The 26303-nt window shown below is 64.8% G+C and carries 26 protein-coding genes; 20 read left to right on the top strand and 6 right to left on the bottom strand.

Annotation, left to right across the window (positions count from 1 at the left end; translation table 11 throughout):
- Positions 1-39: 39 nt before the first annotated feature.
- The 6 genes from AC1DSJ_RS18860 (at position 40) to AC1DSJ_RS18835 (ending at position 5488) form a co-directional block, all read left to right on the top strand.
- On the top strand, positions 40-1278 hold the full coding sequence (locus tag AC1DSJ_RS18860; protein ID WP_175169045.1) for an MFS transporter: 1239 nt from the start codon (positions 40-42) through the stop codon (positions 1276-1278).
- A gap of 163 nt (positions 1279-1441) precedes the next feature.
- Positions 1442-2212, top strand: coding sequence for an ABC transporter ATP-binding protein (locus AC1DSJ_RS18855; protein WP_175169044.1), 771 nt, complete (start codon positions 1442-1444; stop codon positions 2210-2212).
- Between the two features lie 65 nt (positions 2213-2277).
- Positions 2278-3276 (top strand): ABC transporter substrate-binding protein, encoded by a 999-nt coding sequence (locus AC1DSJ_RS18850; RefSeq protein ID WP_054421765.1) that lies wholly within the window; start codon positions 2278-2280, stop codon positions 3274-3276.
- On the top strand, positions 3273-4046 hold the full coding sequence (locus tag AC1DSJ_RS18845; protein ID WP_175169043.1) for an ABC transporter permease: 774 nt from the start codon (positions 3273-3275) through the stop codon (positions 4044-4046). Before AC1DSJ_RS18850 ends, AC1DSJ_RS18845 begins: the two co-directional genes overlap by 4 nt.
- 16 nt (positions 4047-4062) lie before the next feature.
- Positions 4063-4866 carry a transporter substrate-binding domain-containing protein gene (locus AC1DSJ_RS18840; protein WP_054421768.1) on the top strand — a complete coding sequence of 268 codons (804 nt, stop codon included), beginning with the start codon at positions 4063-4065 and terminating at the stop codon, positions 4864-4866.
- Positions 4867-4900: 34 nt separating this feature from the next.
- Positions 4901-5488 (top strand): IMPACT family protein, encoded by a 588-nt coding sequence (locus tag AC1DSJ_RS18835; RefSeq protein ID WP_346550026.1) that lies wholly within the window; start codon positions 4901-4903, stop codon positions 5486-5488.
- A gap of 63 nt (positions 5489-5551) precedes the next feature.
- On the opposite strand, the gene AC1DSJ_RS18830 is transcribed toward AC1DSJ_RS18835, so the two are convergent.
- The 3 genes from AC1DSJ_RS18830 to AC1DSJ_RS18820 form a co-directional block, all read right to left on the bottom strand.
- Positions 5552-5926 (bottom strand): thioredoxin family protein, encoded by a 375-nt coding sequence (locus AC1DSJ_RS18830; protein WP_006222300.1) that lies wholly within the window; start codon positions 5924-5926, stop codon positions 5552-5554.
- A 175-nt stretch (positions 5927-6101) separates the two neighbouring features.
- Complete coding sequence (locus tag AC1DSJ_RS18825) at positions 6102-7124, bottom strand: LLM class flavin-dependent oxidoreductase (protein WP_054421770.1); 1023 nt, start codon at positions 7122-7124, stop codon at positions 6102-6104.
- A 260-nt stretch (positions 7125-7384) separates the two neighbouring features.
- Positions 7385-8677, bottom strand: coding sequence for an NCS2 family permease (locus AC1DSJ_RS18820; protein WP_054421772.1), 1293 nt, complete (start codon positions 8675-8677; stop codon positions 7385-7387).
- Positions 8678-8787: 110 nt separating this feature from the next.
- Between AC1DSJ_RS18820 and tsaD the strand changes: the two genes are divergently transcribed.
- Positions 8788-9819: a tRNA (adenosine(37)-N6)-threonylcarbamoyltransferase complex transferase subunit TsaD gene (gene tsaD / locus AC1DSJ_RS18815; protein WP_175169040.1), complete on the top strand. Its 1032-nt coding sequence runs from the start codon at positions 8788-8790 to the stop codon at positions 9817-9819.
- Positions 9820-9989: 170 nt separating this feature from the next.
- Here tsaD and plsY read toward each other — a convergent pair whose 3' ends face one another.
- The gene (gene plsY / locus AC1DSJ_RS18810; RefSeq protein WP_054421776.1) at positions 9990-10631 is read right to left on the bottom strand and encodes a glycerol-3-phosphate 1-O-acyltransferase PlsY; all 642 of its coding nucleotides are present in this window, start codon (positions 10629-10631) and stop codon (positions 9990-9992) included.
- A 180-nt stretch (positions 10632-10811) separates the two neighbouring features.
- Here plsY and surE point away from each other — a divergent pair, with 180 nt between their 5' ends.
- The 10 genes from surE (at position 10812) to rlmD (ending at position 20456) form a co-directional block, all read left to right on the top strand.
- A complete protein-coding gene (surE, locus tag AC1DSJ_RS18805; protein ID WP_054421778.1) occupies positions 10812-11570 on the top strand; it encodes a 5'/3'-nucleotidase SurE in 759 nt (252 codons plus the stop codon).
- The gene (locus AC1DSJ_RS18800) at positions 11555-12379 is read left to right on the top strand and encodes a protein-L-isoaspartate(D-aspartate) O-methyltransferase (RefSeq protein ID WP_054421780.1); all 825 of its coding nucleotides are present in this window, start codon (positions 11555-11557) and stop codon (positions 12377-12379) included. The genes surE and AC1DSJ_RS18800 overlap by 16 nt, the downstream gene beginning before the upstream one ends.
- A gap of 17 nt (positions 12380-12396) precedes the next feature.
- The gene (locus AC1DSJ_RS18795; RefSeq protein ID WP_054421782.1) at positions 12397-13260 is read left to right on the top strand and encodes a peptidoglycan DD-metalloendopeptidase family protein; all 864 of its coding nucleotides are present in this window, start codon (positions 12397-12399) and stop codon (positions 13258-13260) included.
- A complete protein-coding gene (locus tag AC1DSJ_RS18790; protein ID WP_054421784.1) occupies positions 13257-14036 on the top strand; it encodes a 3'-5' exonuclease in 780 nt (259 codons plus the stop codon). Before AC1DSJ_RS18795 ends, AC1DSJ_RS18790 begins: the two co-directional genes overlap by 4 nt.
- Before the next feature lie 167 nt (positions 14037-14203).
- Positions 14204-14830 carry a hypothetical protein gene (locus AC1DSJ_RS18785; RefSeq protein ID WP_441371005.1) on the top strand — a complete coding sequence of 209 codons (627 nt, stop codon included), beginning with the start codon at positions 14204-14206 and terminating at the stop codon, positions 14828-14830.
- Between the two features lie 425 nt (positions 14831-15255).
- Positions 15256-16008 (top strand): TorF family putative porin, encoded by a 753-nt coding sequence (locus AC1DSJ_RS18780; RefSeq protein ID WP_054421788.1) that lies wholly within the window; start codon positions 15256-15258, stop codon positions 16006-16008.
- Positions 16009-16249: 241 nt separating this feature from the next.
- A complete protein-coding gene (locus AC1DSJ_RS18775) occupies positions 16250-16597 on the top strand; it encodes an Imm51 family immunity protein (RefSeq protein ID WP_054421790.1) in 348 nt (115 codons plus the stop codon).
- A 43-nt stretch (positions 16598-16640) separates the two neighbouring features.
- Positions 16641-17537: a LysR substrate-binding domain-containing protein gene (locus AC1DSJ_RS18770; RefSeq protein WP_441371006.1), complete on the top strand. Its 897-nt coding sequence runs from the start codon at positions 16641-16643 to the stop codon at positions 17535-17537.
- Between the two features lie 96 nt (positions 17538-17633).
- Entirely contained in the window at positions 17634-18815 is a 1182-nt protein-coding gene (locus AC1DSJ_RS18765; RefSeq protein ID WP_441371007.1) for an MFS transporter, read from the top strand.
- A gap of 105 nt (positions 18816-18920) precedes the next feature.
- The gene (rlmD, locus tag AC1DSJ_RS18760; RefSeq protein ID WP_441371008.1) at positions 18921-20456 is read left to right on the top strand and encodes a 23S rRNA (uracil(1939)-C(5))-methyltransferase RlmD; all 1536 of its coding nucleotides are present in this window, start codon (positions 18921-18923) and stop codon (positions 20454-20456) included.
- A gap of 130 nt (positions 20457-20586) precedes the next feature.
- Here the strand turns inward: rlmD and cueR are convergent, their stop codons facing one another.
- Positions 20587-20979, bottom strand: coding sequence for a Cu(I)-responsive transcriptional regulator (gene cueR / locus AC1DSJ_RS18755; protein WP_054421795.1), 393 nt, complete (start codon positions 20977-20979; stop codon positions 20587-20589).
- Between the two features lie 17 nt (positions 20980-20996).
- Complete coding sequence (locus AC1DSJ_RS18750) at positions 20997-23276, bottom strand: heavy metal translocating P-type ATPase (protein ID WP_175169036.1); 2280 nt, start codon at positions 23274-23276, stop codon at positions 20997-20999.
- 163 nt (positions 23277-23439) lie between these two features.
- Between AC1DSJ_RS18750 and AC1DSJ_RS18745 the strand changes: the two genes are divergently transcribed.
- From AC1DSJ_RS18745 to AC1DSJ_RS18735, 3 genes are all read left to right on the top strand, one after another.
- Complete coding sequence (locus AC1DSJ_RS18745; protein ID WP_054421799.1) at positions 23440-23640, top strand: heavy-metal-associated domain-containing protein; 201 nt, start codon at positions 23440-23442, stop codon at positions 23638-23640.
- Positions 23641-23820: 180 nt separating this feature from the next.
- Positions 23821-24552, top strand: a complete 732-nt coding sequence (locus tag AC1DSJ_RS18740) for a glutathione peroxidase (RefSeq protein WP_054421800.1) — start codon at positions 23821-23823, stop codon at positions 24550-24552.
- Between the two features lie 293 nt (positions 24553-24845).
- Positions 24846-26282, top strand: coding sequence for a dihydrolipoyl dehydrogenase (locus AC1DSJ_RS18735; protein WP_441371009.1), 1437 nt, complete (start codon positions 24846-24848; stop codon positions 26280-26282).
- Positions 26283-26303: the final 21 nt, after the last annotated feature.

Below are 26303 nucleotides of genomic sequence, written 5' to 3'. Positions count from 1 at the left end.
TTACCCTGAACCGTTCGGTCAGGCAACTCCACGCCTCCCATGTCTCCCACACCGCATACCGCGCCCGACGGCGCGCAGATCAGCACGTTCACGCTGACGGCTCGCATTGTTTCCATCGCGTTCTTCACCTTCATCTGCTACCTGGCCATCGGCCTGCCGCTGGCCGTGCTGCCGGGCTACGTGCATGACAACCTGGGCTATGGCACCGTGCTTGCGGGCTTGGCGATCAGCGTGCAGTACGTGGCGACCTTGCTCAGCCGCTCGCACGCGGGCCGCATGGCCGATACGGTGGGCCCTAAGCAGACGGTGGTGATCGGCATGGTGGCCTGCGCGGCCAGCGGCGTGTTCCTGTTGTTGGCCTATGCGTTTGAACGCAGCGCCTGGCTGAGCCTGAGCGCCATCATCGTCAGCCGGCTGGCGCTGGGCTTTGGCGAAAGCTGGGTGGGCACCGGGTCAGCGACCTGGGCGATTGCCCGCGTCGGCCCGCTGCATACCGCGCGCGTCATTTCCTGGAACGGCATCTGCACCTATGGTGGCCTGGCGTTGGGCGCACCGTTGGGCGTGCAGCTTGAAAAGGAATGGAGCATGGGCGCGCTGGGCGGTGCGGTGCTGCTGCTGGGGCTGGCGGGCTTGGGCTTGGCGGTGTCGCGCGCGGCGGTCGCTATCGTGGGCGGCCATCGCATGGCGTTCAAGAGTGTGGTGCTGCGTGTCTTCCCGCACGGGATGGCGCTGGGGCTAGGTTCCGTGGGTTTCGGCACGCTGGCGGCCTTTGTGGCGCTGTATTACACCAGCATGTCCTGGGAGGGCGCGGCGCACGCGCTCAGCGCATTCGGCTGCGCCTTCATCGGCGTGCGTCTGCTGTTTGCGGGCACCATCACGCGCTTTGGCGGCTTCCGCGTGGCGCAGGTGTCGTTCCTGGTTGAGGCGGCGGGTTTGCTGCTGCTGTGGCTGGCGCCCAATCCCACCGCCGCGCTGCTGGGCGCCGCGCTGACGGGCTGCGGCTTCGCGCTGGTTTTCCCGGCGATTGGCGTGGAAGCGGTGGCGCGTGTGCCGGCCGGCAGCCGTGGTGCGGCGCTGGGCGCGTACTCGGCATTCCTGGACTTGGCGCTGGGCGTAACCGGCCCCGTCGCCGGGTATATCTCCAGCGGCTACGGCTATCCGTCGATCTTCCTGTCCGCCGCGCTGGCGGTGCTGATCGGCTTCATGATCGCGTTTGGCCTGCAACGGCACGCCAATCGGCAAGCGGCTGCCGTGTCGACGCCGGCTTCGGCAGGGTGATCGCAGCGCCCTGGGTGGGGGCGAGGCGCGCGCGGATGCGTCGTGGCGGGAAGTGGTTGGATATAACCTGAAGCTTTAAAGACATTCAATATTGATCGTTTGAATTCATATAACGAATTGTTAGATTTAGGCCTCGTCTCCACGCGCGCCCACGATTCGTTCCATGAACCTGACCTTCGACCACGTCCACAAACACTTCGGCGACCTGCCCGTTGTGGATGGCTTTACCAGCGAAATCAAGACCGGTGAACTGGTCGCCCTGGTCGGCCCGTCGGGCTGCGGCAAATCCACGCTGCTGCATCTGGCGGCCGGCCTGGAAAAGCCGACGCAAGGCAGCGTGTTGGCCGACGGCCAAGCCGTGGCCGGCCCGCATCCCAGCCGCACGCTGGTGTTCCAGGAACACGCGCTTTATCCGTGGCTGACCCTGGAAGACAACGTGGCGCTGGCGCTGGAATTCCAGAACACGCCCAAGAAGCGCGCTCGCGAAGCCGCCCGCCACTGGCTGGCGCGCGTCAGCCTTGGCGGCTTCGAACACTATTACCCCCATCAGGTGTCCGGCGGCATGCGCCAACGCGCCGCGCTGGCCCGCGCGTTCATCGCGCAGCCCAAGACGATGCTGATGGACGAACCCTTCGGTGCGCTTGACGCGCTGACTCGCCTGAGTCTGCAAGATGTGCTGCGCCAATTGATCGCCCAGGAAAAGCCCACGGTGCTGCTGGTTACGCACGATGTGGACGAAGCCTTGTTCCTGGCCGACCGCATCGTCGTCTTCAGCCCGCGCCCGGCGCGCGTGCTGCGCGAATTCAATCTGGCGCATCGCGAAAAAACGCACGACCTGTCGGACCTGGCTGCTGAAAAGCGCGAAATCCTGCGCCTGTTGGGCATCGCGGTCGACGGTTCGCAAGCGCATTCTGATCTGGCTCTGGCGGCCTGACGTCCTCTTCCATCTGTGGCGGCGCTGCGGCGTCGCCGACCTTGAATTCCCTGGAGCTCCCTCTCATGAAATTGAAGCAATGGCTGTCTCTGCCGCTGGCGGCTGCGCTGCTGGCCGCGGCCCCCGCAATGGCTGCCGAAAAATTCCGCGTGGGCTATCTGCGCGTGATGGACGACGCGCAAGCGATCGTGGCGCAAGAGGGCGGCTTCTACAAAAATGCGGGCCTGGATTCCGAACTCATCGAGTTCAAGTCAGGCACCGATCTGATCAAGGCGATTGTCGGCGGCCAGCTCGACATCGGCGTGCTGGGCTTCACCAACGCGGTGGCGTGGGCCTCCAAGGGCGCTGACCTGAAAGTGGTGGGCGGCGCGCAGCAGGGCTATCACTCGCTGATCGTGCGTGACGATTCCGGCATCAAGGACATCGCCGGCCTGAAGGGCAAGACGCTGGCATCGCAAGCCGAAGGCAGCACGGCCGACGTCGTGTTGAAGGGCGTGGTGCTCAAGCAGGGCAATCTGGGCGCAGACGACGTCAACGTCATGGGCGTGAGCCCGGCCGTGGCGGTGCAGTCGCTGGTAGGCAAGCGCGTGGACGCGGCCTTCCTGTTCGAACCCTATGACCGCATCGCGCAGCTGGTGGCGCCGGTCAAGCAGATCTATGAAGTGGGCCAAGCCTGGCCGTTCCCGTGCATGGTCGTGATCACGTCGGGCGAAACGCTGGCCAAGCGCAAGGACGACGTCTGGAAGGCGCTGGACGCGCAGAATCAAGCCATCACGCTGCTGCAAAAGGAACCGGCGCAAGCGTCCAAGCTGATCGCGTCGTACTTCATTGCCGAGCCCACGCTCAAGACGCTGACCCGTGGCGAACTGCCGCGCGAAACCGTCATTGCCGAAGCCATCAGCACGCAGGTGTTCACGCCGAAGCTGACGCAGAAGGACACCGCGCGCATGCAGGAAATTGCCGACATCCTGCAAGCCCAGGGTTCGCTGAAGACGCGCGACGGCAAGCCGTATGACGTGTCCAGCATCGTTGATTTGTCCTGGCAAGAGGCGCGCAAACTTTGAGCTCGTCTACCCGAGTGACCGGCGCCCGCAAGCATTTTGCGGGCGTTTTGGGTGTCCTGTTCATTCTTGCGTTGTGGCAGCTGGCGGCGTTCGCGTTGCCTGATTTCCTGATGCCGGGCGTGCCTGCGGTGGTTGAACGCCTGTTCGAAGACCTGGGCAAGCAATCGTTCCATCAAAGCCTGCTGGGCACCTTGGGCCGCCTGGGCGCGGGCTACGGCTTGGCGTTGGCGGCGGGCATCGGCTTTGGCCTGGTGGCTGCGGTGCTGTTCTTCTTTCGCGAAGTGCTGCGCAGCGCGATCGTCATTCTGCAATCGATTCCGTCGATTGCGTGGGTGCCGCTGTTCCTGATCGTGATGGGCTTTGGCAACACGCCCATCATCGTGGTGGTGGCGCTGTCGGCGTTCTTCCCGGCCGCGCTCAGCGTCATGAACGCCACCGAATCCGTGCAGCGCGTGCACGTGTCGGCCGCGCGCGTCATGGGCGCCACGCGCTGGGGGCTGGTCAAGCGCGTGTACCTGCCCGCCGTCATGCCCGAGCTGATCACCGGCGCGCAACTGGCGTTTGGCAATGCGTGGCGCGCGTTGATTTCGGCCGAGATGCTGATCGGCTTCGGCAAGGGCCTGGGCCGTTCGCTGGCGTATTCAGGCGAGATCGCCGACATGACCGGCGTGATGACCAACATTCTGGTCATTGCCGTGCTGGCCGCGCTGATCGATCAGTTCGTGCTTGAAAACCTCAAGCATCGGCTGCTGCGCTATCAGTACGTGTAAGCATCGGACACGCATCATGCGCCGCCTTTCCCTTGCTCTGCTGACCGCATGCGCCTTGCTGACCGGCATGGCGCATGCGCAACCCGCTGGCTTTGCCGCCGCGAAAGCGCGCGGTGAGTTGGTGGTGGGCGTGCCGTATCTGGCCCCGCCTCCCGTGGCGGGCGCAAAGATCCGCACGCCCGATGGGCTGGACGCAAACATGGCCGACAAGCTCGGCCAGAGCCTGGGGCTGCCGGTGCGCTTGCATCAGGTGGCCGCGGCAGACGCGGCCGCGGCCTTGTCCGCAGGGCAGGTGGATGTGGTGCTGGCGGATAGCGCCGCCGGCCAACCGCAAGCCGTGGCAGTGCAGCCCACGGGCTACGGCACGCGGCCCAAGGCCGTTATCCGCAGCGACACGCGCTGGCGCAAGCCGTCTGATGTGCAAGGCCGCAGCGTCTGCATGGCCGAAGCGGCTACTGATGCCCGCAAGCTCGCCGAGAGTTGGGGCGCGGTGGTGCGCACGTACCGCGTGCCGTCGGATGCATTGGTCGCGGTGCGTGAAGGCGCGTGCGATATCGGTCTGGTGGACGACACCGTCTGGGAACCGCTGGTGCGCTTTCCCGAATGGAAAAAATTCTCTTCGACCTTGGCTCCCGATGGCGCGCGCCGCGATCGCGTATGGCTGCTACCCGCCCATGACGCCGCGGGCCGCGCCTGGCTGGCGGACGAAATGCGGGCCTGGGATCGCGCGGGCGCCTGGAAAGCGATGACGGCGAAATGGGCGCGCGACGTCGCCTTCGACGTCTATCTGGACCAGGAAGTCCCCGACTGCCACGGCTAGAGACGCGCGTGCGCCAGCACTTACAATGCCGGGCATGACGCACACGTTGACCGCTCCTTGCTCGTATCAGGAAGACATCAAGAAAAGCCGCTTTGTCGGTTACGCCGCGCCGGTCGCCACGGTGGACGAGGCGATGCGATTCTTTGCCGAGCGCAGCGACCCCGAAGCCACCCACAACTGCTGGGCCTACCGCATCGGGCAGGAATACCGATTCAACGATGATGGCGAACCCGGCGGCACGGCCGGCCGTCCCATTCTGCAAGCCATCGAAGGGCAGGACATGGACCGCGTGGCGGTGCTGGTCGTGCGCTGGTATGGCGGCATCAAGCTGGGGGCGGGCGGCTTGGTGCGGGCCTACGGCGGCTGCGCCGCAAATTGCCTGCGTCTGGGCGAACGCACCGAAATCGTGGACCTGGCAACCGTGACCTGCACGTGCGGCTTTGCGGAACTGGCGCTGCTGAAGTCGCGGCTGGCGCAGGCGGGCGCGGTGGTGCTGCAGGAAGATTTCAATGAAGAGGGCGTGGCGCTGTGCTTCGTGGTGCCGCGCACTGCGGTAAGTGACCTGGAGGTCACCGTCGCCAACATCACGCGGGGGCGCTCGGCCTGGGAACTGGTGTCGTGACCCGGACCTGAATGAATCCCGCGCAACAATGAAAAGGGGCCCGCTGTGGGGCCCCTTAGTTGTTTACGCGTTCTGGCTGTCTTGCGCCGCGGCGATTTCCTGGTGGACCTTTTCCATGTCCACTTCCTTGATCTTGGCGAGCAGCTCGTTCAGCTGGCCGCCCGACAAGGCGCCGGGTTGCGAGAACAGCAGGACCTTCTCACGGAAGACCATCAGCGTGGGGATCGAGCGGATACCCAGGGCGCCGGCCAATTCCTGCTCAACGTCAGTGTTCACCTTGGCGAACGTGACGTCGGTGTGCTCGGTCGCGGCTTGCTCGAACACGGGAGCAAAACCACGGCAGGGGCCACACCAGGGAGCCCAGAAGTCGACGATCAGGGTGCCGTCGGGGGTGATGGCGTCCTGGAAGCTGTCTTTGGTGAGTTCAACAATACTCATTTTGTATCCTTGCCGCGATGCACGGCGCAAAAGGCGGTGTCAGAGATTCAGGGTGTGCCTGCCCCGGACCTGATTCGGCGACGCTTGATGTGCCACGCGCTCTGTCGGTAATAGTAGAGCCGTCGATAGCTGCGTCGCAATGGTTAGCGCTATGGAGAGCGCAGTCAGCGGTGCTTTAGACCGCGGTTTTTGTGGAGACGCCGGCGTCGTTCTTCAACGACGCGACAATTTCGAAGGAGCGCAGGCGGTCGGCGATGTCGAAGAAGTCGGACACGATCATGACTTCGTCGGCTTCCGTTTCGGCCACCAGCGCTTCCAGACGGCGCTTGACGGTATCGGGTCCGCCCACGATGGACGCGCCCAATCTTTGATTGACCGCTTCACGCTCCCATTCGTTCCACAAACCGTCCATATTCTCGACCGGCGGCTGCAATTGCAGGCGGTGGCCGCGCACGAGCGACAGGAATTTCAGCTGCTGCGTGGTGGCCTGGCGCTGAGCGGCCTCGTCGGATTCCGCCGCCACCACCGGCACGCCGATCATGGCGTACGGGCGGGCCAGTGTGGCCGATGGCTTGAACAGATGCCGGTACAAGCGCATTGCCGCCATGCCCTCGGGCGAGAAGTGCCCCGCAAACGAGAAGGGCAGACCCAATTCCGCGGCCAGACGGGCGCTGAAATCACTGGAGCCCAGCAGCCAGATCGGAATATCCAGGCCTTCGCCGGGAATGGCGCGCACCGGCTGTCCCGGGCGTGACGCCGCCAGGAAGCCGCGCAATTCCTCGACCAGCGCCGGGAACTCCAGGCCACTGCGGGGGCCGCGGCGCAGCGCGTGCTGGGTCGCACCGTCGCTGCCGGGCGCACGGCCCAAGCCCAGGTCGATACGTCCCGGGTACAGCGTTTCCAGCGTGCCAAACTGTTCGGCGATGACCAGCGGCGCATGGTTGGGCAGCATGATGCCGCCAGACCCGACGCGCAGCGTGCTCGTATGGCCTGCAACGTGGCCAATCAGCACCGCCGTGGCGCTGGAGGCCACGCCATTGATGTTGTGATGCTCGGCCAGCCAGAAGCGCTTGTAGCCCAAGCGTTCAACGTGCTGCGCCACCGCCACGGTATTGCGGAAGGCGTCAGCCGCATCGCGGCCCTGAACAATCGGGGCCAGGTCAAGGACCGAGAACGGAATGCGGGCGAGGGCGCTCATGCGGACACCTCAGCGTGCAAGGCGTGACAGGGCGGCAGTGCGGGGGCAAATCGGGTAAGGCGCAAGGTGGACTCCATATACCGTGATACATGGGGAGTGTATCGGCGAAATCAAGCTGAACCGGCAGCAACCTTGTGGGCGGGCGGGTTGTATTGGCTGAGACTATCTTGATGATTGCCTGCGCTGATCGGCCCCGCGCGCGCGCAATAAAAAAGCCGCCACGGCCATGCCGGGCGGCTTTCGTTGCGAGCAGACGCCGCTTATTCCGGGAAGAACGCGTAGCGGATCACGAACAGCACCGCCACCAGCCACGTGGCCGGATGCACGTCGCGGACCTTGCCCGTGGCGGTTTTCAGCACCACGTAGCTGATGAAGCCGAAGGCAATGCCGTTGGCGATGGAGTACGTGAAAGGCATGACCAGCGCCGTCAGGGCGGCCGGCGTGGCTTCGGTGACTTCGTTCCAGTCGATGTCGATCAGCTCGCGCATCATCAGGCCGGCCACATAGAGCAGGGCGGGGGCGGTGGCGTAGGCCGGCACGGCGCCGGCCAACGGCGAAATGAACAAAGCGGCCAGGAACAGCAGGGCGACGACCAGTGCGGTCATGCCGGTGCGCCCGCCTGCCTGCACGCCCGAGGCGCTTTCCACAAACGCCGTCGTGCTGCTGGTGCCCAGTGCGGAGCCTGCGACGATGGCGGTGCTGTCGGCGAACAGGGCGCGGCCCAAGCGGTTGGGCTTGCCTTCCGGCACCAGGCCGGCGCGCTTGGCCACGCCCACCAGCGTGCCGGTGGCGTCGAACACTTCCACCAGCACGAACACCAGAATCACGTGGACGAAACCGCTGTGCAGCGCGCCCATGATGTCCAGCTTCAAGAACGTGGGCGCCAGGCTGGGCGGGGCCGAGAAGATGCCTTTGAACTCGTTGTAGCCCATCGCCATCGACAACACCGTCACGACGATGATGCCGATCAGGATGGCGCCGCGCACGCGCAGCGCGTCCAGCGACGCGATGATGAAGAAGCCCAGAATCGCGAACAGCGGGCCATGCGTTGTCAGGTTACCCAACGAGACCTTGGTGGCCGGGTGGGCAACGACGATGCCGGCGCTGGACAGCGCGATAATGGCGAGGAACAGCCCGATGCCCGCGGCAATGGCGCTGCGCAGCGAATGCGGAATGCCCTTGACGAGCCATACCCGTATGCCCGATATCGTCAGGATCAGGAAGATTACGCCCGAGATGAACACGGCGCCCAGCGCCTGTTCCCACGTGTAGCCCATGGTCTTGACCACGGTGAAGGCGAAGAACGCGTTCAGGCCCATGCCCGGCGCCATGCCGATCGGCCAGTTGGCGATCAGCGCCATCACCAGCGAGCCCAGCGCGGCGGCCAGGCAGGTGGCGACGAAGACCGCATCGCGGTCCATGCCGGTGGACGACAGGATGTCCGGGTTGACGAAGATGATGTATGACATCGTCAGGAAGGTCGTCAGACCGGCCACGATCTCGGTGCGCGCGGTAGTCCCGTGTTCACGCAGCTTGAATAGCTTCTCCAGCATTCGAGTCCCCAATGGGTTTGCAGGCTTATAGGTTGTTGTGGGCGGCGGCCGGAGGGCCTCCGCAATTTTGAAACAGGCGTATTTTCGCATCAGTTGTAAACTCTGCCGCCATGATTATTCTCGGCTTTGAAAGCTCCTGCGACGAAACCGGTGTCGCAGCCGTTTGTACGGAACGAGGTCTGCTCGCGCACGCGCTGCATACCCAGATCGCCATGCACCAGGAATATGGTGGCGTGGTGCCGGAACTTGCCTCGCGCGACCACATTCGCCGCGTCGTCCCCTTGACCCGTCAGGTGCTGGAAGAGGCAGGCCTGCAAATGTCGGACATCGGCGCCGTGGCCTATACGGCCGGCCCGGGCCTGGCGGGCGCGCTGCTCGTGGGCGCGAGCGTTGCGCAGTCGTTTGCGTGGTCTCGCCATCTGCCCGCCATCGGCATCCATCACCTGGAAGGGCATCTGCTGTCGCCGATGCTGGCCGACCCGCGGCCCGACTTTCCCTTCGTGGCGCTGCTGGTGTCTGGCGGCCACACGCAACTGATGCGGGTGGACGGCGTGGGCCGCTACGAATTGCTGGGCGAAACGCTGGACGACGCCGCAGGCGAAGCCTTCGACAAGTCGGCCAAGCTGATGGGCCTGGGCTACCCCGGCGGCCCCGCGTTGGCCAAGCTGGCGGGCCAGGGCGACGCATCGCGCTTCGAGCTGCCCCGGCCGATGCTGCACAGTGGTGACTTGGATTTCAGCTTCAGCGGTTTGAAAACGGCTGTGCTGACGCGGGTCAAGGCGGCGGAAAAGGCGGGCGGGCTGGACGACCAGACCCGCGCCGATCTGGCGGCGGCCACGCAGGGCGCAATTGTGGATGTGCTGGCGGCCAAGGCCATCAAGGCGCTGAAGCAGACCGGGCTGCGCCGGCTGGTGGTGGCGGGCGGTGTAGGCGCCAATCAGCTGCTGCGCGCCAAGCTGGCCGCGGCCCTCAAGCCGTTGCGCGCCCAGGCGTACTTTCCCCCGTTGGAACTGTGCACCGATAACGGCGCGATGATCGCCTTTGCGGCGGCCGAGCGAGTCAAGGCGGGCTTGGTGACGCTGGACCCGGATGCGCACAGCTTTACGGTCAAGCCACGCTGGGACTTGGCGGATATCGCTTAGCCGTCGGTGAAGGCAGTCGGCAAAGGCAGTAGGCAAAGTCAGTAGGCAGACGCATCCGGCAAACGCAGTCGGCAAACGCATCCGGCAAACGCATCCGGCAAGCGCATCCGGCAATAAAAAAAGGCGGCCAGGCCGCCTTTTTCATCGAAAAGCGCGTCTCGGAAGACCGCTTATTTTTTCTTGCCGCCGCCAATTTTGCTTTCGGTGCCTTGCACCAGGCGCGTGATGTTGGCGCGGTGGCGGTAGAACAGCAGAACGCCGATGACGGCCAGCGCGATGCCCATGGCGGGCTGGGCATACCAGGCCAGGCCTGAACCGAACACGTAATACACCGGCGCAAAGAACGCCGCCACCAGCGAGGCCAGCGAGGAATAGCGGAAAAAGATGGCAATGATCAGCCAGGTGGCCGCGGTGGCCACGGCCAGCCAGGGCTGAATCGCCACCAGCACGCCCAGCGCCGTCGCAACGCCCTTGCCGCCCTTGAAGCCCAGGAATACGGGGTACAGGTGGCCGACAAAGGCGGCCAGCGCCACCAGGGCCAGGCCAGCCGGAGCGATGCCGGGGGCCAGCTGCTCAGCCAGCCAGATCGCGAACCATCCCTTGGCGGCGTCGCCCAGCAAGGTCAGCGCAGCCGCCGTCTTGTTGCCGGTGCGCAGCACGTTCGTGGCGCCAGGGTTCTTGGACCCGTAGCTACGGGGGTCTTGCAGCCCCATCAGCTTGCTGACGACTACGGCGAACGGCACGGAGCCGATCAGGTAGGCCAGCAGGATGAGCGCAGCGGTGAACGCCAGGGAGGGTTCGGTAATCGCCATGGAAAGGGAGTCCGTTGTTGTCGTAATGGCGCGGATTCTACCGCGCCCGGGGGCGGCCCTGGGTACGGGTTATCGAGCGTGGCGTCGGCGCCCGCTTGTCGCAGGCAGTCATACAGGGTCCGGCTGCGGACGGTACAATCCGACACGTCCACGCGCGTTTTATTTTCTTTCGGATGCACAATGCGAATTCTGGTTTCGAACGATGATGGTTACTCAGCCCCTGGGCTTGAAGCGCTGGTTGCCGCGCTGGAAGGCCTGGGCGATCTCACCGTCGTTGCGCCCGAGACCAACCACAGCGGCGCCTCGAACTCCCTGACGCTGAACCGCCCCTTGTCGGTGCGTACGGCGTCCAACGGCTTCATCGCGGTCAACGGCACGCCGTCCGACTGCGTCCACGTGGCGCTGACGGGGCTGATGGATACGCGGCCGGATCTGGTCGTGTCCGGTATCAACAACGGCGCCAACATGGGCGACGACACGCTCTATTCGGGCACGGTCGCCGCGGCTAGCGAAGGCTATCTGTTCGGCATCCCGGCCATTGCGTTTTCGCTGGCCGAGAAAGGCTGGGAACACATCGACTCCGCTGCGCGCGCCGCCCGTCTGGTCGTCGAACGCCATCTGGCCAAGCCCCTGGCCGCGCCCGTCTTGCTGAACGTCAACATCCCCAACCGCCGCTTCGACGACCTGCACGGGTTCGCCGTCACTCGGCTGGGCAAGCGGCATCCGTCGCAGCCCGTGGTGCGCACCACCACGCCGTACGGCGATACCGTTTACTGGATCGGCCCCGTAGGCTTGGCGGCCGACGCCACCCCCGGCACGGATTTCCACGCGGTGGAGCAGGGCATCGTGTCGGTGACGCCGCTGCGGCTGGACCTGACGCAGCACAGCCAACTGGATGAAATCCGCACTTGGGCAGAGCCGCTATGCGTAAACGCGTAAGCCAACCTGACGTGTCCCAGGCCGTGCCAGGCCGGCCCAGCCCGGTCCGCTACGACTCAGGCCGCCTCGGCCCCGGCATCACGGCCACGAACAGCAACACGCGTATCTCTGCGCCGACGTTGCAGCGTCCAGCGCAAGCACCTGTGCCTGCCGCCGGCAGCAACCTGGGCTTGAACTCTGACCGCTTGCGCCAGGCCATGGTGCAGCGCTTGCGCGGGCAGGGCATCAGCGACGAACGCGTGCTGAACGCCATGTCCGCCGTGCCGCGCCATCTGTTCGTGGACGAGGCCTTGGCCAGCCGCGCTTATGAAGACGCGGCGCTGCCCATCGGCCATTCGCAAACCATCTCGCAACCGTGGGTCGTGGCGCGCATGATTGCCGCCGCCTGCGAAGACCGCGCACCCACGCGCGTGCTGGAAGTGGGCGCCGGTTGCGGCTACCAGGCCGCGGTGCTGGCGCAGTTCGTGCGCGAGGTCCATTCCATCGAACGTATCCGCGGGCTGTACGAGCTGGCGCGCGAGCATCTGCGCGCCTTGCGGCTGACCACCAGGATTCGCCTGATCTATGGCGATGGCACCTTGGGCCTGCCCGGCGTGGCGCCGTTCGATGCTATCGTTGTGGCTGCCGCTGGCCTGGCCATTCCGCAAGCGCTGCTCACGCAGCTTGCGCCAGGCGGACGCCTCATCGCCCCGGAAGGGGGCACGAACCAGCGCCTGGTGCTGATCGAACGCACGGGCGCGGCCAGCTGGAAAAGAACTGAATTAGAGGCCGTGCGCTTTGTGCCGCTACGCGCCGGAATACAATCTTGAGCAAACAGGAGAAACGTATGCTCAACGGGCAGTCGCAACTGACCGCTATGACTATGGGCGCGTCCATGACGCGCCTTCGCCGTCCGCTTTTTATTGCGGGGGCACTCAGCCTGGCCATATTGGCGGGCTGCGCATCAAAAGGAACTCGCGCTCCGGTGGTCGACATGACCGGCGGGCAACCTGCACCGACGGCAGCGCCCGGTGGCAGCTATGTGGTCAAGCCGGGCGACACGCTCTACAAGATCGCCCGCGCCAACAATGTGGACATGGAAAGCGTCAAGCGCTGGAACAACCTTAGCGATCCCAACCAGATTTCGGTTGGCCAGGTGTTGAAGATGTCGGCCGGCAGCGGCGGTGGCGCGCAGTCGGCGCCCATTGCCAGCGCCAAGCCGCAGCCGCGTCCTCTGGATCAGCAGCCCGACGCGCCGGTCGCGTCGTTGCCGCCTCCGGATGCCACGCCCGCGCCAGCGCCAGCTCCCGTTGACACCAAGCCCGCCCCGCGCGCGGCAGACGCCAACGTCATCAACTGGGCATGGCCCGCCAATGGCTCGATCGTGCAGACGTTCAACGCCAGCAGCAAGGGTATCGATATCTCCGGCGCGCTGGGTGACCCCGTCACCGCCGCAGCCGATGGCCTGGTCAAGTACAGCGGCAACGGCGTGCGCGGCCTGGGCAACCTGATCATCGTTGAACACCAAAACGGTTTCATCACCGCCTATGCGCACAACCGCGCCTTGCTGGTGAAGACGGGCCAGAACGTCAAGCGCGGCGCCAAGATCGCCGAGCTCGGCCAAAGCGACACCACGTCGCCGCGCCTGCACTTCGAGATTCGCCGCCAAGGCACGCCGGTTGACCCGATGCAGTACCTGCCCACCAAATGACGCCCACCCTGGTATTCGACCTTGAAACCATCCCCGATGCCGATGGGCTGCGCAAGCTCAACGGCTGGGGGCCCGAGGTCCCTGACCAGGAAGTGGTCGAGCGCGCGCTGACCGCGCGCCGCGAGGCCGTCGGACACGACTTCCTGCCGCTGCATCTGCACAAGGTGGCGGTGGTGGGCTGCGTGTTTCGCGACGACCAGGGTTTCCGCGTCAAGACGCTGGGCCAGCCTGATGATCCCGAAGCCGCCTTGCTGGCCGGCTTCTTCAAGACCATCGAACGCTACACGCCCAAGCTGGTGAGCTGGAACGGCTCGGGTTTCGACCTGCCCGTTCTGCATTACCGCAGCCTGATCCTGGGCGTGCCTGCGCCGCGCTATTGGGACATGGGCGAAGAAGACCGCGACTTCAAGTTCAACAACTACATCGCCCGCTATCACACGCGCCATGTGGATTTGATGGACGTGCTGGCCAAGTACAACGGCCGCGCCAACGCGCCGCTGGATGACCTGGCCAAGCTGTGCGGCTTTCCCGGCAAGCTGGGGATGGACGGCAGCAAAGTGTGGGAAGCCTGGAACACGGGCCGCGCCGACGAAGTCCGCGCCTATTGCGAAACCGATGTCGTCAACACCTGGCTGGTCTATTGCCGCTTCCGCTTTTTGCGCGGCGAGCTTGACCGCACGGGCTACGACGCCGAAGTTGCGCTGGTGCGCGACACGCTGTCGGCTAGCGATGCGCCGCATTGGAAGGAATACATGGCGGCGTGGGACGCGACCTGATCCGCTTGCGGACGAGGTCGGCAACACGAAGCGCGGGGCCGTCATGGCCCCGTCTTCACGTCTGGCGCAGGCGCAATCGACTGAAACATGGTCGGCAGGCACGAAACCTGGTTGAAACCGGGCGCACCGCACAATGGCCTCGCTTTCTTCACTTTCAGGAGACACACATGTCCCGATTCGCGATTCGCACCAATTTGGCCGCTCTTGCATTTGTCGCCGCGACGAGCGGTCTGGTGGCGGGCTCCGCCGTGGCCGCACCGCCGCCTCCCGCTGACGGCGGCCCCGCTGCCATGCAGCACCACGGCCCGCGCGGCGAGTTCCATAAGGGCATGCGCGACGGTTTGTTCATTCCCGGCCTGGGCCCCGTGTCCAAGGCGCAAGTTGACCAGCTGAAGCTCGACGACAAGCAGCAAGCTTTGTTCAAGACCGCGCAGGACGGCCAGCGCAGCCTGCATGAAGCCATGCGCGCGGCCGGTGGCAAGCGCCATGATCTGCTGAAGGCGCAACTGGACAGCAACAAACTGGACCCGCGTGCGCTGGCCACGCAATCCGAGCAGTCGCGTGACCAATTCAGCACGCAGGCCAAGCAGGTGCGCGACCAATGGCTGGCCGTTTGGGACAGCCTGAACGACACCCAGCGCGGCCAAGTGACGAAGATCGTCAAGGAACGCGAAGCCAAGATGCAGGAACGTCACGCCAAGATGGAAGAGCGTCACGGCAAGGGCCGCGGTGGTCTGCCCCCGCCGCCGCCTGCCGGTGACGTTCCCCCGCCGCCTCCGCCCGCAGCGAACTAAGCCCGCAGGCACCCGCTGCCTCACCACTGGGCAAAGTAAGCCCGCCGCCCGCCGCCCGCCGCTGCTTGAACGGCAGCGGGCAACGCCCGCCCAGCCCCGGTCATGCCCCACGCGTGCCGGGGCTTTTTTATCGGCCCCGCGGCCACCCCCTCATTCGCACCGGGTACGGTATCCCGCCTATGAACCACGTTGGCGCGGATTCCCCGTTTTGATGCATCAGCCATCATCGCCACGCCGCCGCTCGCACGATTCTGGTGCATGGCCGCAAAGATTCAACGCGCTGCAAGCCGTTTGTCACCCCGCTGAAACCTGGCACGGACATTGCTTCATGGAAAGAGAGCCGGTAACCACCGCTGCAAAGCCGGTCAGATGGATGCGCCACAGGCCGTCCTCCTCCTCGTTAAATCCGATCAGGACTCCGCACCATGAAGAAGACGTTGCTAGCCTTGCCTTTTGCGCTTGCCGCTTGTTTCGCCTCGACGGCTCAGGCCGAACCCACCGATCTGGGGGGCGGTTTTTCGCTTAGCGGTAACGCCACCATCGCCAGCGACTACCGTTTCCGCGGCTACTCCCAGACCGACTTCCGGCCTGCCGCGCAATTGGGCGTTGACCTGACCCATAGCTCGGGCTTCTACCTGGGTAACTGGAACTCCAACGTGTCCAATTTCGTCTTCACCGACGGCAACCTGGAAATGGACTTCTACGGCGGCTGGAAGGGCGACGTCGGCGGCGGCTTCACGCTGGACGCCGGGGTGCTGCACTACTACTACCCGGGATCGAGCTCGCCCAAGGGTGGTAACTACAACAACACCGATCTTTATTTGGGCGCGTCCTACGGCAACTACTCGCTGAAGTATTCGTACACGCCCAGCGACTTTTTCAGCACGCCTGACAGCAAAGGCACCTGGTATCTGGATGGCACCGCCACCTTTGACCTGGGTGATGGCTGGGGCTTGCTGGGCCACTTGGGCTATCAGAAGCTGAAGAACCAATCGAACATGGACGGCGACTCCATCGGCCATTACGTCGACTACAAAGTTGGCGTCACGAAGGACTTGAAGGGCTGGGTGCTGGGCCTGGCGGCAGTGGGCGCCACCAAGGACAACTGGCTGCCCACCAAGTACGGCCATCCGTCCGGCCGCCTGGGCGCCGTCTTCTCGGTATCGCGCTCGTTCTGATGTGAAATCCGTGGAGGCGCTTTCATCGGCGTCGACCTTTGGGGGGATTGATGGAGACTGCCTGATGGGGCAGTCCCCTTCAATTCCCCTTTTTTTATGCGGATTGCGCGCATCCGGTTTGCGGGAATCCCGATAATTGCCTTTAATGGTCGCGGCCGCGACGCCGCGCACACGCGTTTTGCGCGGCATCGATGCATGTCCGCCACCGTGGCGGCAGGCTATTCAAGGAGCTTCGAGCGCAGTGACCATCGATTTTGAAGAATCAATCAAGCCATTTTCCTGGACGGAATATGAAGGCAGCTATTCGGTAACCCTCACCGTGGGGGAGTACAAGGCCGAAGTCTTCAGGCGCAGAAGGGAAGAGGGCTTTTTGGGTACCGGCTACGACTGGGTGTCGTTGGCGCTGGTCTTCCTGAACGAGAAGATGCCCGAACTTTCTGATCAGATCGATTTTGATCCCGAAGCCGATACCTTCTGCGCGTATTCGGAAGATAGCGACGCGCTCAAGGCGTTTAGCCTGGCATTCAAGGCCGCGTGCGAAGACTGGCGCCTGGTGCAAGATTTGTTTTCACGCGCCGAGCTGGATTGATTTTTCGAAGCGGGCCAGTCGAATGGGGCAGCCGAATATTTCGATGATTGAAACTCGCTTGTTGCGGCAGTTCGTCGCCGTTGCCGAAACCTTGCATTTCAATCGCGCGGCGCAGCGCCTGCACATGGCGCAACCGCCGCTTAGCCAGGCCATACGCCGTCTGGAAAGCGAGATTGGCGCAACCCTGTTCGAACGCACCAACCGCAGCGTGGCGCTGACACCGGCTGGCGCCGCGTTCCTGGAATCGGCCCGCCGTATTCTTGATTCGCTGGAGGAAGGCGTGGCGCACGCGCGGCGTGTGGCGCAGGGCATGGACGGGCATCTGACGCTGACGTTCATCAACATCTCGCCTTACGCGTCGCTGCTGCGCGCGCTGCGTGATTTTCGCAGCGGCTACCCGGCCGTCGCATTCACGCTGCAAGAGGCCACCACGCAGGAACAGGTGCTGGCGCTGGAGGCCGGCCGGGCAGATATCGGCTTCATGCGCGCGCCGGGCGCCACCACGCCCAGCCTGCAATTCGAGACCCTGCTAAGCGAGCCCATCCACGTGGCATTGCCGGCGGAGCACCCGCTGGCTGCCGCCGGTGTGGTGGAGCTGGCTGCATTGAAGGACGAGCCCTTTGTGGCGTCGCCGCGGCGGCTGGGGCAGGGCTTTCACGATCAGTTGATTCAGCTGTGCCAAGCGGCGGGTTTCGTTCCACGCGTGGCGCAAGAGGCTCGGCAGTTGCAAACGGTGGCCGCGCTGGTGTCGGCGGGCTTTGGCGTGGCGCTGTTGCCCGCGTCGCTGGCCCAGCCGGGGCGGGGCGATATCGTGTTCCGGCCCATTGCGGTGGATGCGCCTGCGCCGATGCAGCATCTGGATCTGCTGATGGCGTGGAACCCGGGCCAGGTGTCTCCCGTGCGCGACCGCCTGATCGACACGATTCGTCAGATCAAATAAGACTTTTAGCGTCTTATTAGCTAATAAATAATATATTTTACGGCCTGAGGGCGTTTCCCTAAGCTCGGCTTTCCTGTTGCTGAGTCGGAATGCTCCATGCCTGTTGCTGTCTATTTGTTCTCCGTCTGCACGTTTGCATTCGGCCTGTCTGAATTTGTGGTGGCGGGGCTTGTGTCTGCCATGGCCGATGGCTTGCACACCCGCATCGAAGCGGTGGGCAGCGCCATCGCCGCCTATGCCTTTGGCGCGGCCATTGGCGCACCCTTGATTACGGCGCTGGTGTCCCATTGGCCAGACCGCCGCATTCTGGGCTGGGCGATGGCCGTGCTGGCGTTGGGCAGCGCGTTGATGAGCGTGTCCGCAACCCTGCCCATCTTGCTGGTCGTGCGCTTCGGCGTGGGGTTGGCGCATGGCGTGTTCATGGCGGTAGCGTCCGATGCGGCCACCCGGCTGGTGGACGAGGCGCGCGCCGGCCGGGCGGTGGCCGTGGTGTGGATCGGCCTGACGCTGGCGCTGGCGTTGGGCGTGCCGCTAGGCACTTTCCTGGGCAGCGTCTGGTCCTGGCGCGCGGTCTTTGCCGCCATCGGCGTGCTGGCGCTGGTCGGGATGGCGGGCTTGTGGTGGTGCATGCCCGCTCGCGACGCCGGCGCGCAATCGCCGCAACACCGGCCCAGCGCCTGGGCGGGTTTGCGGGCCATCGCCCACCCGCGCATGCTGATGACGGCGGGGGTGGGCGCGCTGGTCAGCGTGTCGACGTTCTGCTTCTTCACCTTCATTTCGCCTTATCTGCTGCAAATCTCGGGGGCAGACGTCACCTGGCTCAGCACCGCGATGCTGCTGTTCGGCCTTTTCTCCATTGCCGGCAACCTGCTGGGCGGTTACCTGGTCGACAAGATGGACCCGGACCGCGCCGCGCTGCTGGCGCTGACGGGGCTGGCCGCCACCTTGCTGGGGCTCTACCTGGCCAGGCATTCCGCCTGGATGGTGGTGGCGTTGGCGGGGGCGCTGGGGCTGGTGTTCTTCTGCATCGTGACCGTGCTGACGCTGCGCCTGTTGAAGCTGGCGCAACGCCACGCGCCGCAATCCACGGCGGTGGCCGCTGGCCTGAACATTGCCTCGTTCAATTTGGGAACCGCGGTGGGAGGCGGGCTGGGCAGCCTGACGATCGCCTGGGCGGGGTTGCCGGCGCTGCCCTTGATGGGGGCGGTGGCGGCTGGGGCGGCGATGGCGGCGGTATGGCTGCAATCGTCTCGAAAGCGCCTCAGGCAAGCAGCCTGACCCCCAATGCAGGGCGCGGTGCACCGGCCCCCTCAAAGACCATTTCCGTGAAAGCCCGGAGTCCTTTTACAATCATGGGTTGCGTGTAATTCTGGACTGCGTGAGATGTCAGACGTTTTGAGTATCGAGTCCCTGGATCTGGAAGCCAGGGGGATCGCCCGCCGCGAGGGGAAAGTGGTGTTCGTGGAAGGCGCTTTGCCGGGCGAGCGGGTCACCACCGTGACGCTGCGCCGCAAGCCGTCCTATGAGATTGCGCGGGTGGACGAAGTGCTGCGCCCGTCGTCGCAACGGGTGGTGCCGCGTTGCCCGCACTTTGGCGTCTGTGGCGGCTGTGCCATGCAGCACCTGGAGCCCAGCACGCAAGTGGCCATCAAGCAGCGTTCGCTGGAAGACACCTTCTGGCACGTGGGCAAGCTGCGCCCGGCGCTGATTCTGCCGCCGTTGCAAGGCCCGACCTGGGGCTACCGCTATCGCGCGCGCCTGTCGGTGCGGGTCGTGCCGAAGAAGGGCGGCGTGCTGGTGGGCTTTCACGAGCGCAAGAGCAGCTACGTGGCCGACATGCGCGAATGCCATGTGCTGCCGCGTCACGTCAGCGACTTGCTGATGCCGCTGCGCGCGATGATCGGCTCGATGTCCGCGCCCGACCGCATGCCGCAAATTGAAGTGTCGCTGGGTGAAGGCGTGACGGCGCTGGTGCTGCGCCATCTGCTGCCGCTGACCGATGGCGACATCGCGATCCTGCGCGCCTTCGCCGCCGAGCACAACGTGCAGTGGTGGTTGCAGTCCAAGGGCCCGGACACCGTCCATCCGTTGGAGCGGGAACACGACGACACGCTGTCCTACACGATGCCGGAGTTCGGCCTGCGCATGCCGTATCGGCCCACAGACTTCACGCAGGTCAACCACGCCATCAACCGCGCGATGGTGTCGCGCGCGTTGAAGCTGCTGGACGTGCAGCCCACCGACCGCGTGGCCGACTTGTTCTGTGGCCTGGGCAACTTCACGTTGCCGCTGGCCACCCAAGGCCGCGAAGCCGTGGGCGTGGAAGGCAGCAAGGCGCTGACCGACCGCGCGTTTGACGCCGCATCGCGCCATGGCTTGGGCGACCGCACCAGCTTCGCCACGCTGAACCTGTTTGAAGTGGATGCGCATTGGCTGCGCAGCCTGGGTTACTTCGACCGCATGCTGATCGACCCGCCGCGCGAAGGCGCGCACGCCGTGTCGCAGGCGCTGTCGGAATTGTCGGCGGAAGAACGGCCGCGCCGCATCGTCTACGTGTCCTGTAACCCGGCCACGCTGGCGCGCGACGCCGCCATCCTGGTGCATGAAGGCGGCTATGTTTTGAAGAGCGCCGGCGTGATCAACATGTTCCCGCACACGGGCCACGTGGAATCCATCGCCGTGTTCAAATCGCTGGATGCGGCGGGTGTTGCGGAAGTGAAGGAACGCGCCCGTCAGCGCGCCATCCAGGCCGCGGCTGATGCCATCGCGGCGGAAGAAGCCAAGGCTGCTGCAGCGGCGGAGAAGGCGGCGTCCAAACAAGCGGCGACGGATGCGTATCACGCACGCGTTGCGGCGGAAGCGGAACAGGCAGAGCAGGCTGAACAGGCCGAACAGCCCCCGGGCGAAGCGCAAAGCTAGTCCCAAGCAATCGGGCCGGTCGCAACGCCGGCCCGTTTGCTCCGGCCTGTTTGCTCCGGTCCGTTTGGAGTTTGATGCGTCTGAGCCGGCAGGCCTTGGTGGCTTGCCGACGCGTCTGCGCTGACGCCTCTTAGTGCGACTGCCCCAGGTTCTCAAGAATCGGGCAATCCGGCCGGTCGTCGCCATGGCAATGCTGCGCCAGATGCTTGAGCGTGGCCGCCATGTCGCGCAGGGCTTGCGCCTTGCGCTCCAATTCCTCTACGTGTTCCAGCGCAATCCGTTTGACGTCGGCGCTGGCGCGGCTGCGGTCCTTCCAAAGCGCCAGCAGCTCGTTCATCTGCTCCACGGAAAAGCCCAGGTCCCGCGCGCGGCGCACGAAGCGCAGCGTGTGCAGATCATGGTCGCTATACACGCGGTAGCCCGAGTCGGTGCGCACGGCCGGGCCGATCAGGCCGATGCTTTCGTAGTAACGGATCATCTTGGCCGAAATGCCCGAGCTTTTTGCGGCTTCGCCGATATTCATCATGGGTCTCCGGTAGATCAGGCCTGCGCCGCGCGCGGCCGGAACGCCTTCAGGCGCAACGCATTACCCAGCACGAAGACGCTGGACAAGGCCATCGCGCCCGCGGCGAAGATGGGCGACAAGGACAAGCCGAACGCCGGATACAAGGCGCCGGCCGCCAGCGGAATCAGCGCGGCGTTGTAGGCAAATGCCCAGAACAGGTTCTGGCGGATGTTGGCCAGCGTGGCGCGGCTGAGCGCGATGGCGTTGGGCACACCGTGCAAGTCGTCGGCCATCAGCACCACCGACGCGGCTTCGATGGCGACGTCCGTGCCGGTGCCGATGGCGATACCCGTGTCGGCCGCCGCCAGCGCCGGCGCATCATTGATGCCGTCGCCCACGAACGCCACCTTGCGGCCGCCTTCGCGCAGCGTGCGGATGGCGTCCACCTTGCCGTCGGGCAGCACTTCGGCGCGCACCTCATCAATGCCCAGTTGGCGCGCGACGGCGTTGGCCGTGTAGCGGTTGTCGCCGGTGATCATGGCGGTCTTCAAGCCTTGCGCATGCAGCGCCGCGATGGCGGACACGGCCGACGGCTTGATCGGGTCCGTTACGGCCATCATGGCGGCGGCCTGGCCGTCGATCGCCACATAGATGGGCGTCTTGCCTTCATTGCCCCAATCCGTGGCGCGCGCGCCAAACGCACTGACGTCCACGCCGCGCTCGGCCATCAAGCGCGCGGCGCCCGCCAGCACCTTGCGGCCGGCCACGGTCGCTTCAACGCCCGCCCCGGTGATGGCGGCAAAGCCGTCGGCAGGCAGCAGTTCCATCTTGCGTTCCGATGCGGCGGCCACAATGGCCAGCGCAATCGGATGCTCTGACCGCGCTTGCACCGAAGCTACCCATTGCAGAACGTCGTTGCCGTCATGGCCCGCAGCCGGTTCCAGTTCCGTCAGCGTGGGCTTGCCCAGCGTCAGCGTGCCGGTCTTGTCAAAGGCCACCACGTTCACATCACGCAGCGTTTGCAATGCATCGCCCTGGCGGAACAGCACGCCCATGTCGGCCGCGCGGCCCGTGCCCACCATGATGGACGTGGGCGTCGCCAGCCCCATCGCGCAGGGGCAGGCGATGATCAGCACGGCCACGGCGTTCACCAGCGCATGCGAGAGCGCGGGCGAGGGCCCCAGGAAAAACCACGTCAGGAAAGTGAGCAGGGCGGCGGCCATCACGGCGGGCACGAACCAGGCGGTGACCTGATCGACCAGCGCCTGGATGGGCAAACGGGCGCCTTGGGCCGCTTCCACCATGCGGATGATGCGGGCCAGCATGGTGTCGGCGCCCGTGTGCGTGACGCGCAGCGTGAAGCTGCCCGATGTATTCAAGGTGCCGCCCGTGGCTTGCATGCCGGGCTGCTTTTCGACGGGCACCGGTTCGCCGGTCAGCATGGATTCGTCAACGTAGGACGTGCCTTCGATGATGTCGCCATCCAGCGGAATCTTTTCGCCCGGCCGCACGACGACGATGTCGCCCGTTTTTACCTTTTCGATTTCCACATCCAGCGCCTGGCCATCACGCATGACGCGCGCCGTGCGCGGTTGCAGGCCGATCAAACGTTTGATGGCGGCGCCGGTCTTGCCCTTGGCGCGCGCTTCCAGCATGCGGCCCAGCAGGATCAGCGTCACGATGACGGCGGCGGCCTCGAAGTAGACGTTGCGCGCCGCTTCGGGCAGCCAATCGGGGGCAAAGGTCGCCACCACCGAATAGCCCCACGCTGCGCCTGCGCCCAGCGCGACCAGCGAATTCATCTCGGGCGCGCGGCGCCACAGGGCCACAAACCCCTTGGTGAAGAAATGGCGGCCCGGCCAGACCAAGACCGCAGTCGTCAGCACAAACTGAAGCAGCCAGCTGTTTTGCTGGCCGATAGTGGCAAGCACCCAATGGTGCATGGCGGGAATCAGGTGGGAACCCATTTCCAGCAGGAACACGGGCAAGGTCAGCACCAGCGCCACGGTGAAGGCGCGCTGCAAGCGCTGGGCTTCGGCGTCCCGCGCTTGGGACTGGCGTTCGGCGTGGTCGTCCTGCGCGGCAATGGGCCGGGCTTCGTAACCCATCTTGATGACGGCATCGACCATCGCTTGCGGCTGGGCCGAGGACGGGTCATACGACACCAGCGCGCGTTCGGTCGCCAGGTTGACCTGAGCCTGGGCGACGCCGGGAACGTGGGTCAGGGCCTTTTCCACGCGCTTGACGCACGACGCGCACGTCATGCCTTCAATGGCGAGTTCCAACTGGGTGGTTGAGGGGCTGGCAACGCTCATGGCTGTTCTCGTTTTGGAGGGGAGCTTGCAGTTTCATCCTTCCCATCGTGGGAAGGTCAAGCGCCATTCTACGCTTGACCTTGCCATGATGGGAACGTTTAAAGTTCGCTCCATGGCGTGGAAAAAACGTCCCGCTACCCTGAAGAACTTACGGAGAAAAACGATGAGCATCGAATTCCAAGTGCCTGACATGACTTGCGGCCATTGCGTGAAGACCATCACCGGCGCCGTGAACCAGGCTGCCCCGGGCGCGACCGTTACCGTGGACCTGCCCACGCACCGCGTGACCATCACGGGGACGGACCAGGCTGACAAGGTCGAAGCCGCCATCCGCGATGCGGGCTACGAGCCGGCGCGCGTATAAGCCTGCATGCTGCACTGCTGGAAAGGCGGTTTATGATAGATCCTCTTTTCCAGCAGTTATTTGTTCATTGCAAAAAGCTATCGATCAATTTAGTTAATTAAATTTGCTTAATCGATAGCTGAGATTTATCATTCTTTCCATGGTGGTTAAACAAACCCCGCTACCCAAGGAGAGATTTGAATGCTGCAAAACCGCGAAGGCCAACGTGTTCCGAACGTAACGTTCCCCGTCCGTGAAGACAACACGTGGAAGAAGGTCACGACCGACGATCTGTTCAAGAACAAGACGGTTGTCGTCTTCTCGCTTCCCGGCGCTTTCACGCCGACCTGCTCGTCCACCCACTTGCCGCGCTACAACGAACTGGCTCCCGCGTTCTTCAACGCTGGCGTTGACAGCATCGTCTGCGTGTCGGTCAACGATACGTTCGTGATGAACGAATGGGCCAAGGACCAGGAATCGGCCAACATCACGCTGCTGCCCGACGGTAACGGCGCGTTCACCGAAGGCATGGGCATGCTGGTCGACAAGAGCGACCTGGGCTTCGGCAAGCGCAGCTGGCGCTATTCGATGCTGGTGAAGGACGGCGTCGTCCAGAAGATGTTCATCGAACCGGAAAAGGAAGGCGACCCGTTTGAAGTGTCGGACGCCGACACGATGCTGGCTCACATTGCCCCCACGGCCAAGAAGCCCGACCAGGTGGTCGTGTTCTCCAAGCCGGGCTGCCCGTTCTGCGTGGAAGCCAAGGCGCTGCTGGATGAAAAGGGCTACGCCCCGATCGAAATCCCGCTGGAAAACAAGGTCCGGGGCCGTGTGATCGGCGCTGTGTCCGGCAAGGGCACCGCTCCTCAGGTGTTCATCAATGGCGCGCTGATCGGCGGCCTGGAAGACCTGAAGGCGCACTTCGCAGCCTAAGTCGGTCAGCCAGTCTGTCAGCCGGGCAGGGGAGCATTCCCCGCCTGGCCGGCGCAACGGGGCGGCGCAAGTTCGCCGTCCCGTTGCCGCCGGGCTGAGGCTGACACGTTAAAGCCCGCCGAGTTGAAGGCCAGGCCAGGCCGCTCGAGTTTCCCTTTTTACGCACCCTTATTGCATTCCTGCTGCGGCCCGTCACGGGCGCCGCCGGACGCTGTTCGTCCCAAGGATGCGTAATAAGGCGGAACTCGCCTTTTGAATCCCTGCTACCCGCAACCTATGGGGGAACCCCAATCATGAAAACTCTGCACACCGATATCGCCGTCATTGGCGCCGGCACCGCCGGTCTGGCCGCTTATCGCGCCGCGAAGGCCGCGGGCAAGCGCGCGCTGCTGATTGAAGGCGGACCCTATGGCACCACCTGCGCCCGAGTGGGCTGCATGCCGTCCAAGCTGCTGATCGCCGCGGCCGAAGCCGCCCACAACGCCGCGCATACCGAGGCGTTTGGCGTGCACGTCAGTGGCGAGATCTCGGTGGACGGCGTGGAAGTGATGGACCGCGTCAAGCGTGAGCGTGACCGCTTCGTGGGCTTTGTGCTGGAAGGCGTCGAGAACATTCCCGCCGAAGACAAGCTGCGCGGCTATGCCCGCTTCGTGTCCGATACGGTGCTGCGCGTGGACGAGCACACTGAAGTGCATGCGTCGCGCGTTGTCATCGCAACGGGTTCACGCCCGTCGGTGCCGCCGCCGTTCCGCGCGCTGGGCGACCGCCTCGTCGTGAACGATGACGTGTTTGCGTGGGACGACCTGCCGCGCCGCGTGGCCGTGTTCGGCCCCGGCGTCATCGGGCTGGAGCTGGGGCAGGCGCTGGCGCGGCTGGGCGTGGATGTGCGCGTCTTTGGCGTCAGCGGCAGCCTGGGCGGCATCAGCGACCCGCAAGTGCGCCAGTCCGCCCGCAAGATTTTCCAGCGCGAGTTCTATCTGGACCCGGATGCCCGAGTGCTGGAAACCACCCGCGTGGGCGACGAAGTGGAAGTGCGTTACGTGACGCTGGATAACAGCGAACGTACGGAACGCTTTGACTATGCGCTGGTAGCCACGGGCCGCCGCGCGAACGTGGACGGCTTAGGGCTGGAGAACACGTCGCTGGAACTGAATGCGCACGGTGTGCCGGTGTTCGACCGCGAAACGATGCAGGCGGGCGATTCGCCCATCTTCATCGCGGGTGACGCCAATGCGGATGCGCCCTTGTTGCACGAAGCCGCGGACGAAGGCCGCATCGCGGGTGAAAACGCGGTGCGCTTCCCCGAGGTGCGCCAAGGCTTGCGCCGCGCGCCGCTGGCGGTGGTGTTCTCGGACCCGCAGATTGCCTTGGCGGGGCAGGGTTATGGCCGGTTGATCCCGGGTACGTTCGTGGTCGGCGAAGTGGATTTCAGCGATCAAGGCCGTTCGCGCGTCATGCTGAAGAACAAGGGCATGCTGCACGTGTACGCCGACATCGCGTCGGGGCGCTTCCTGGGCGCCGAAATGGTGGGGCCGAGTGCCGAACACATCGGTCACCTGCTGGCCTGGGCCGTGCAGCAGGAACTGACGGTGGCGCGCATGCTGGAAATGCCGTTCTACCACCCGGTCATCGAAGAAGGCCTGCGTACCGCGTTGCGGGATGCGGCGGCGAAGCTGGCTCGGGCGCAGGAAGCGTTGCGTAGCGAGGCGGCGGAGCAGGAAACGGTGTGATGGGTTAAGCGCGATCGTCAG

Source organism: Achromobacter sp. 01N37, assembly GCF_056399725.1.
Note: the sequence above shows the minus strand (reverse complement) of the source record. Positions and strands in the feature narration are given on the sequence as shown.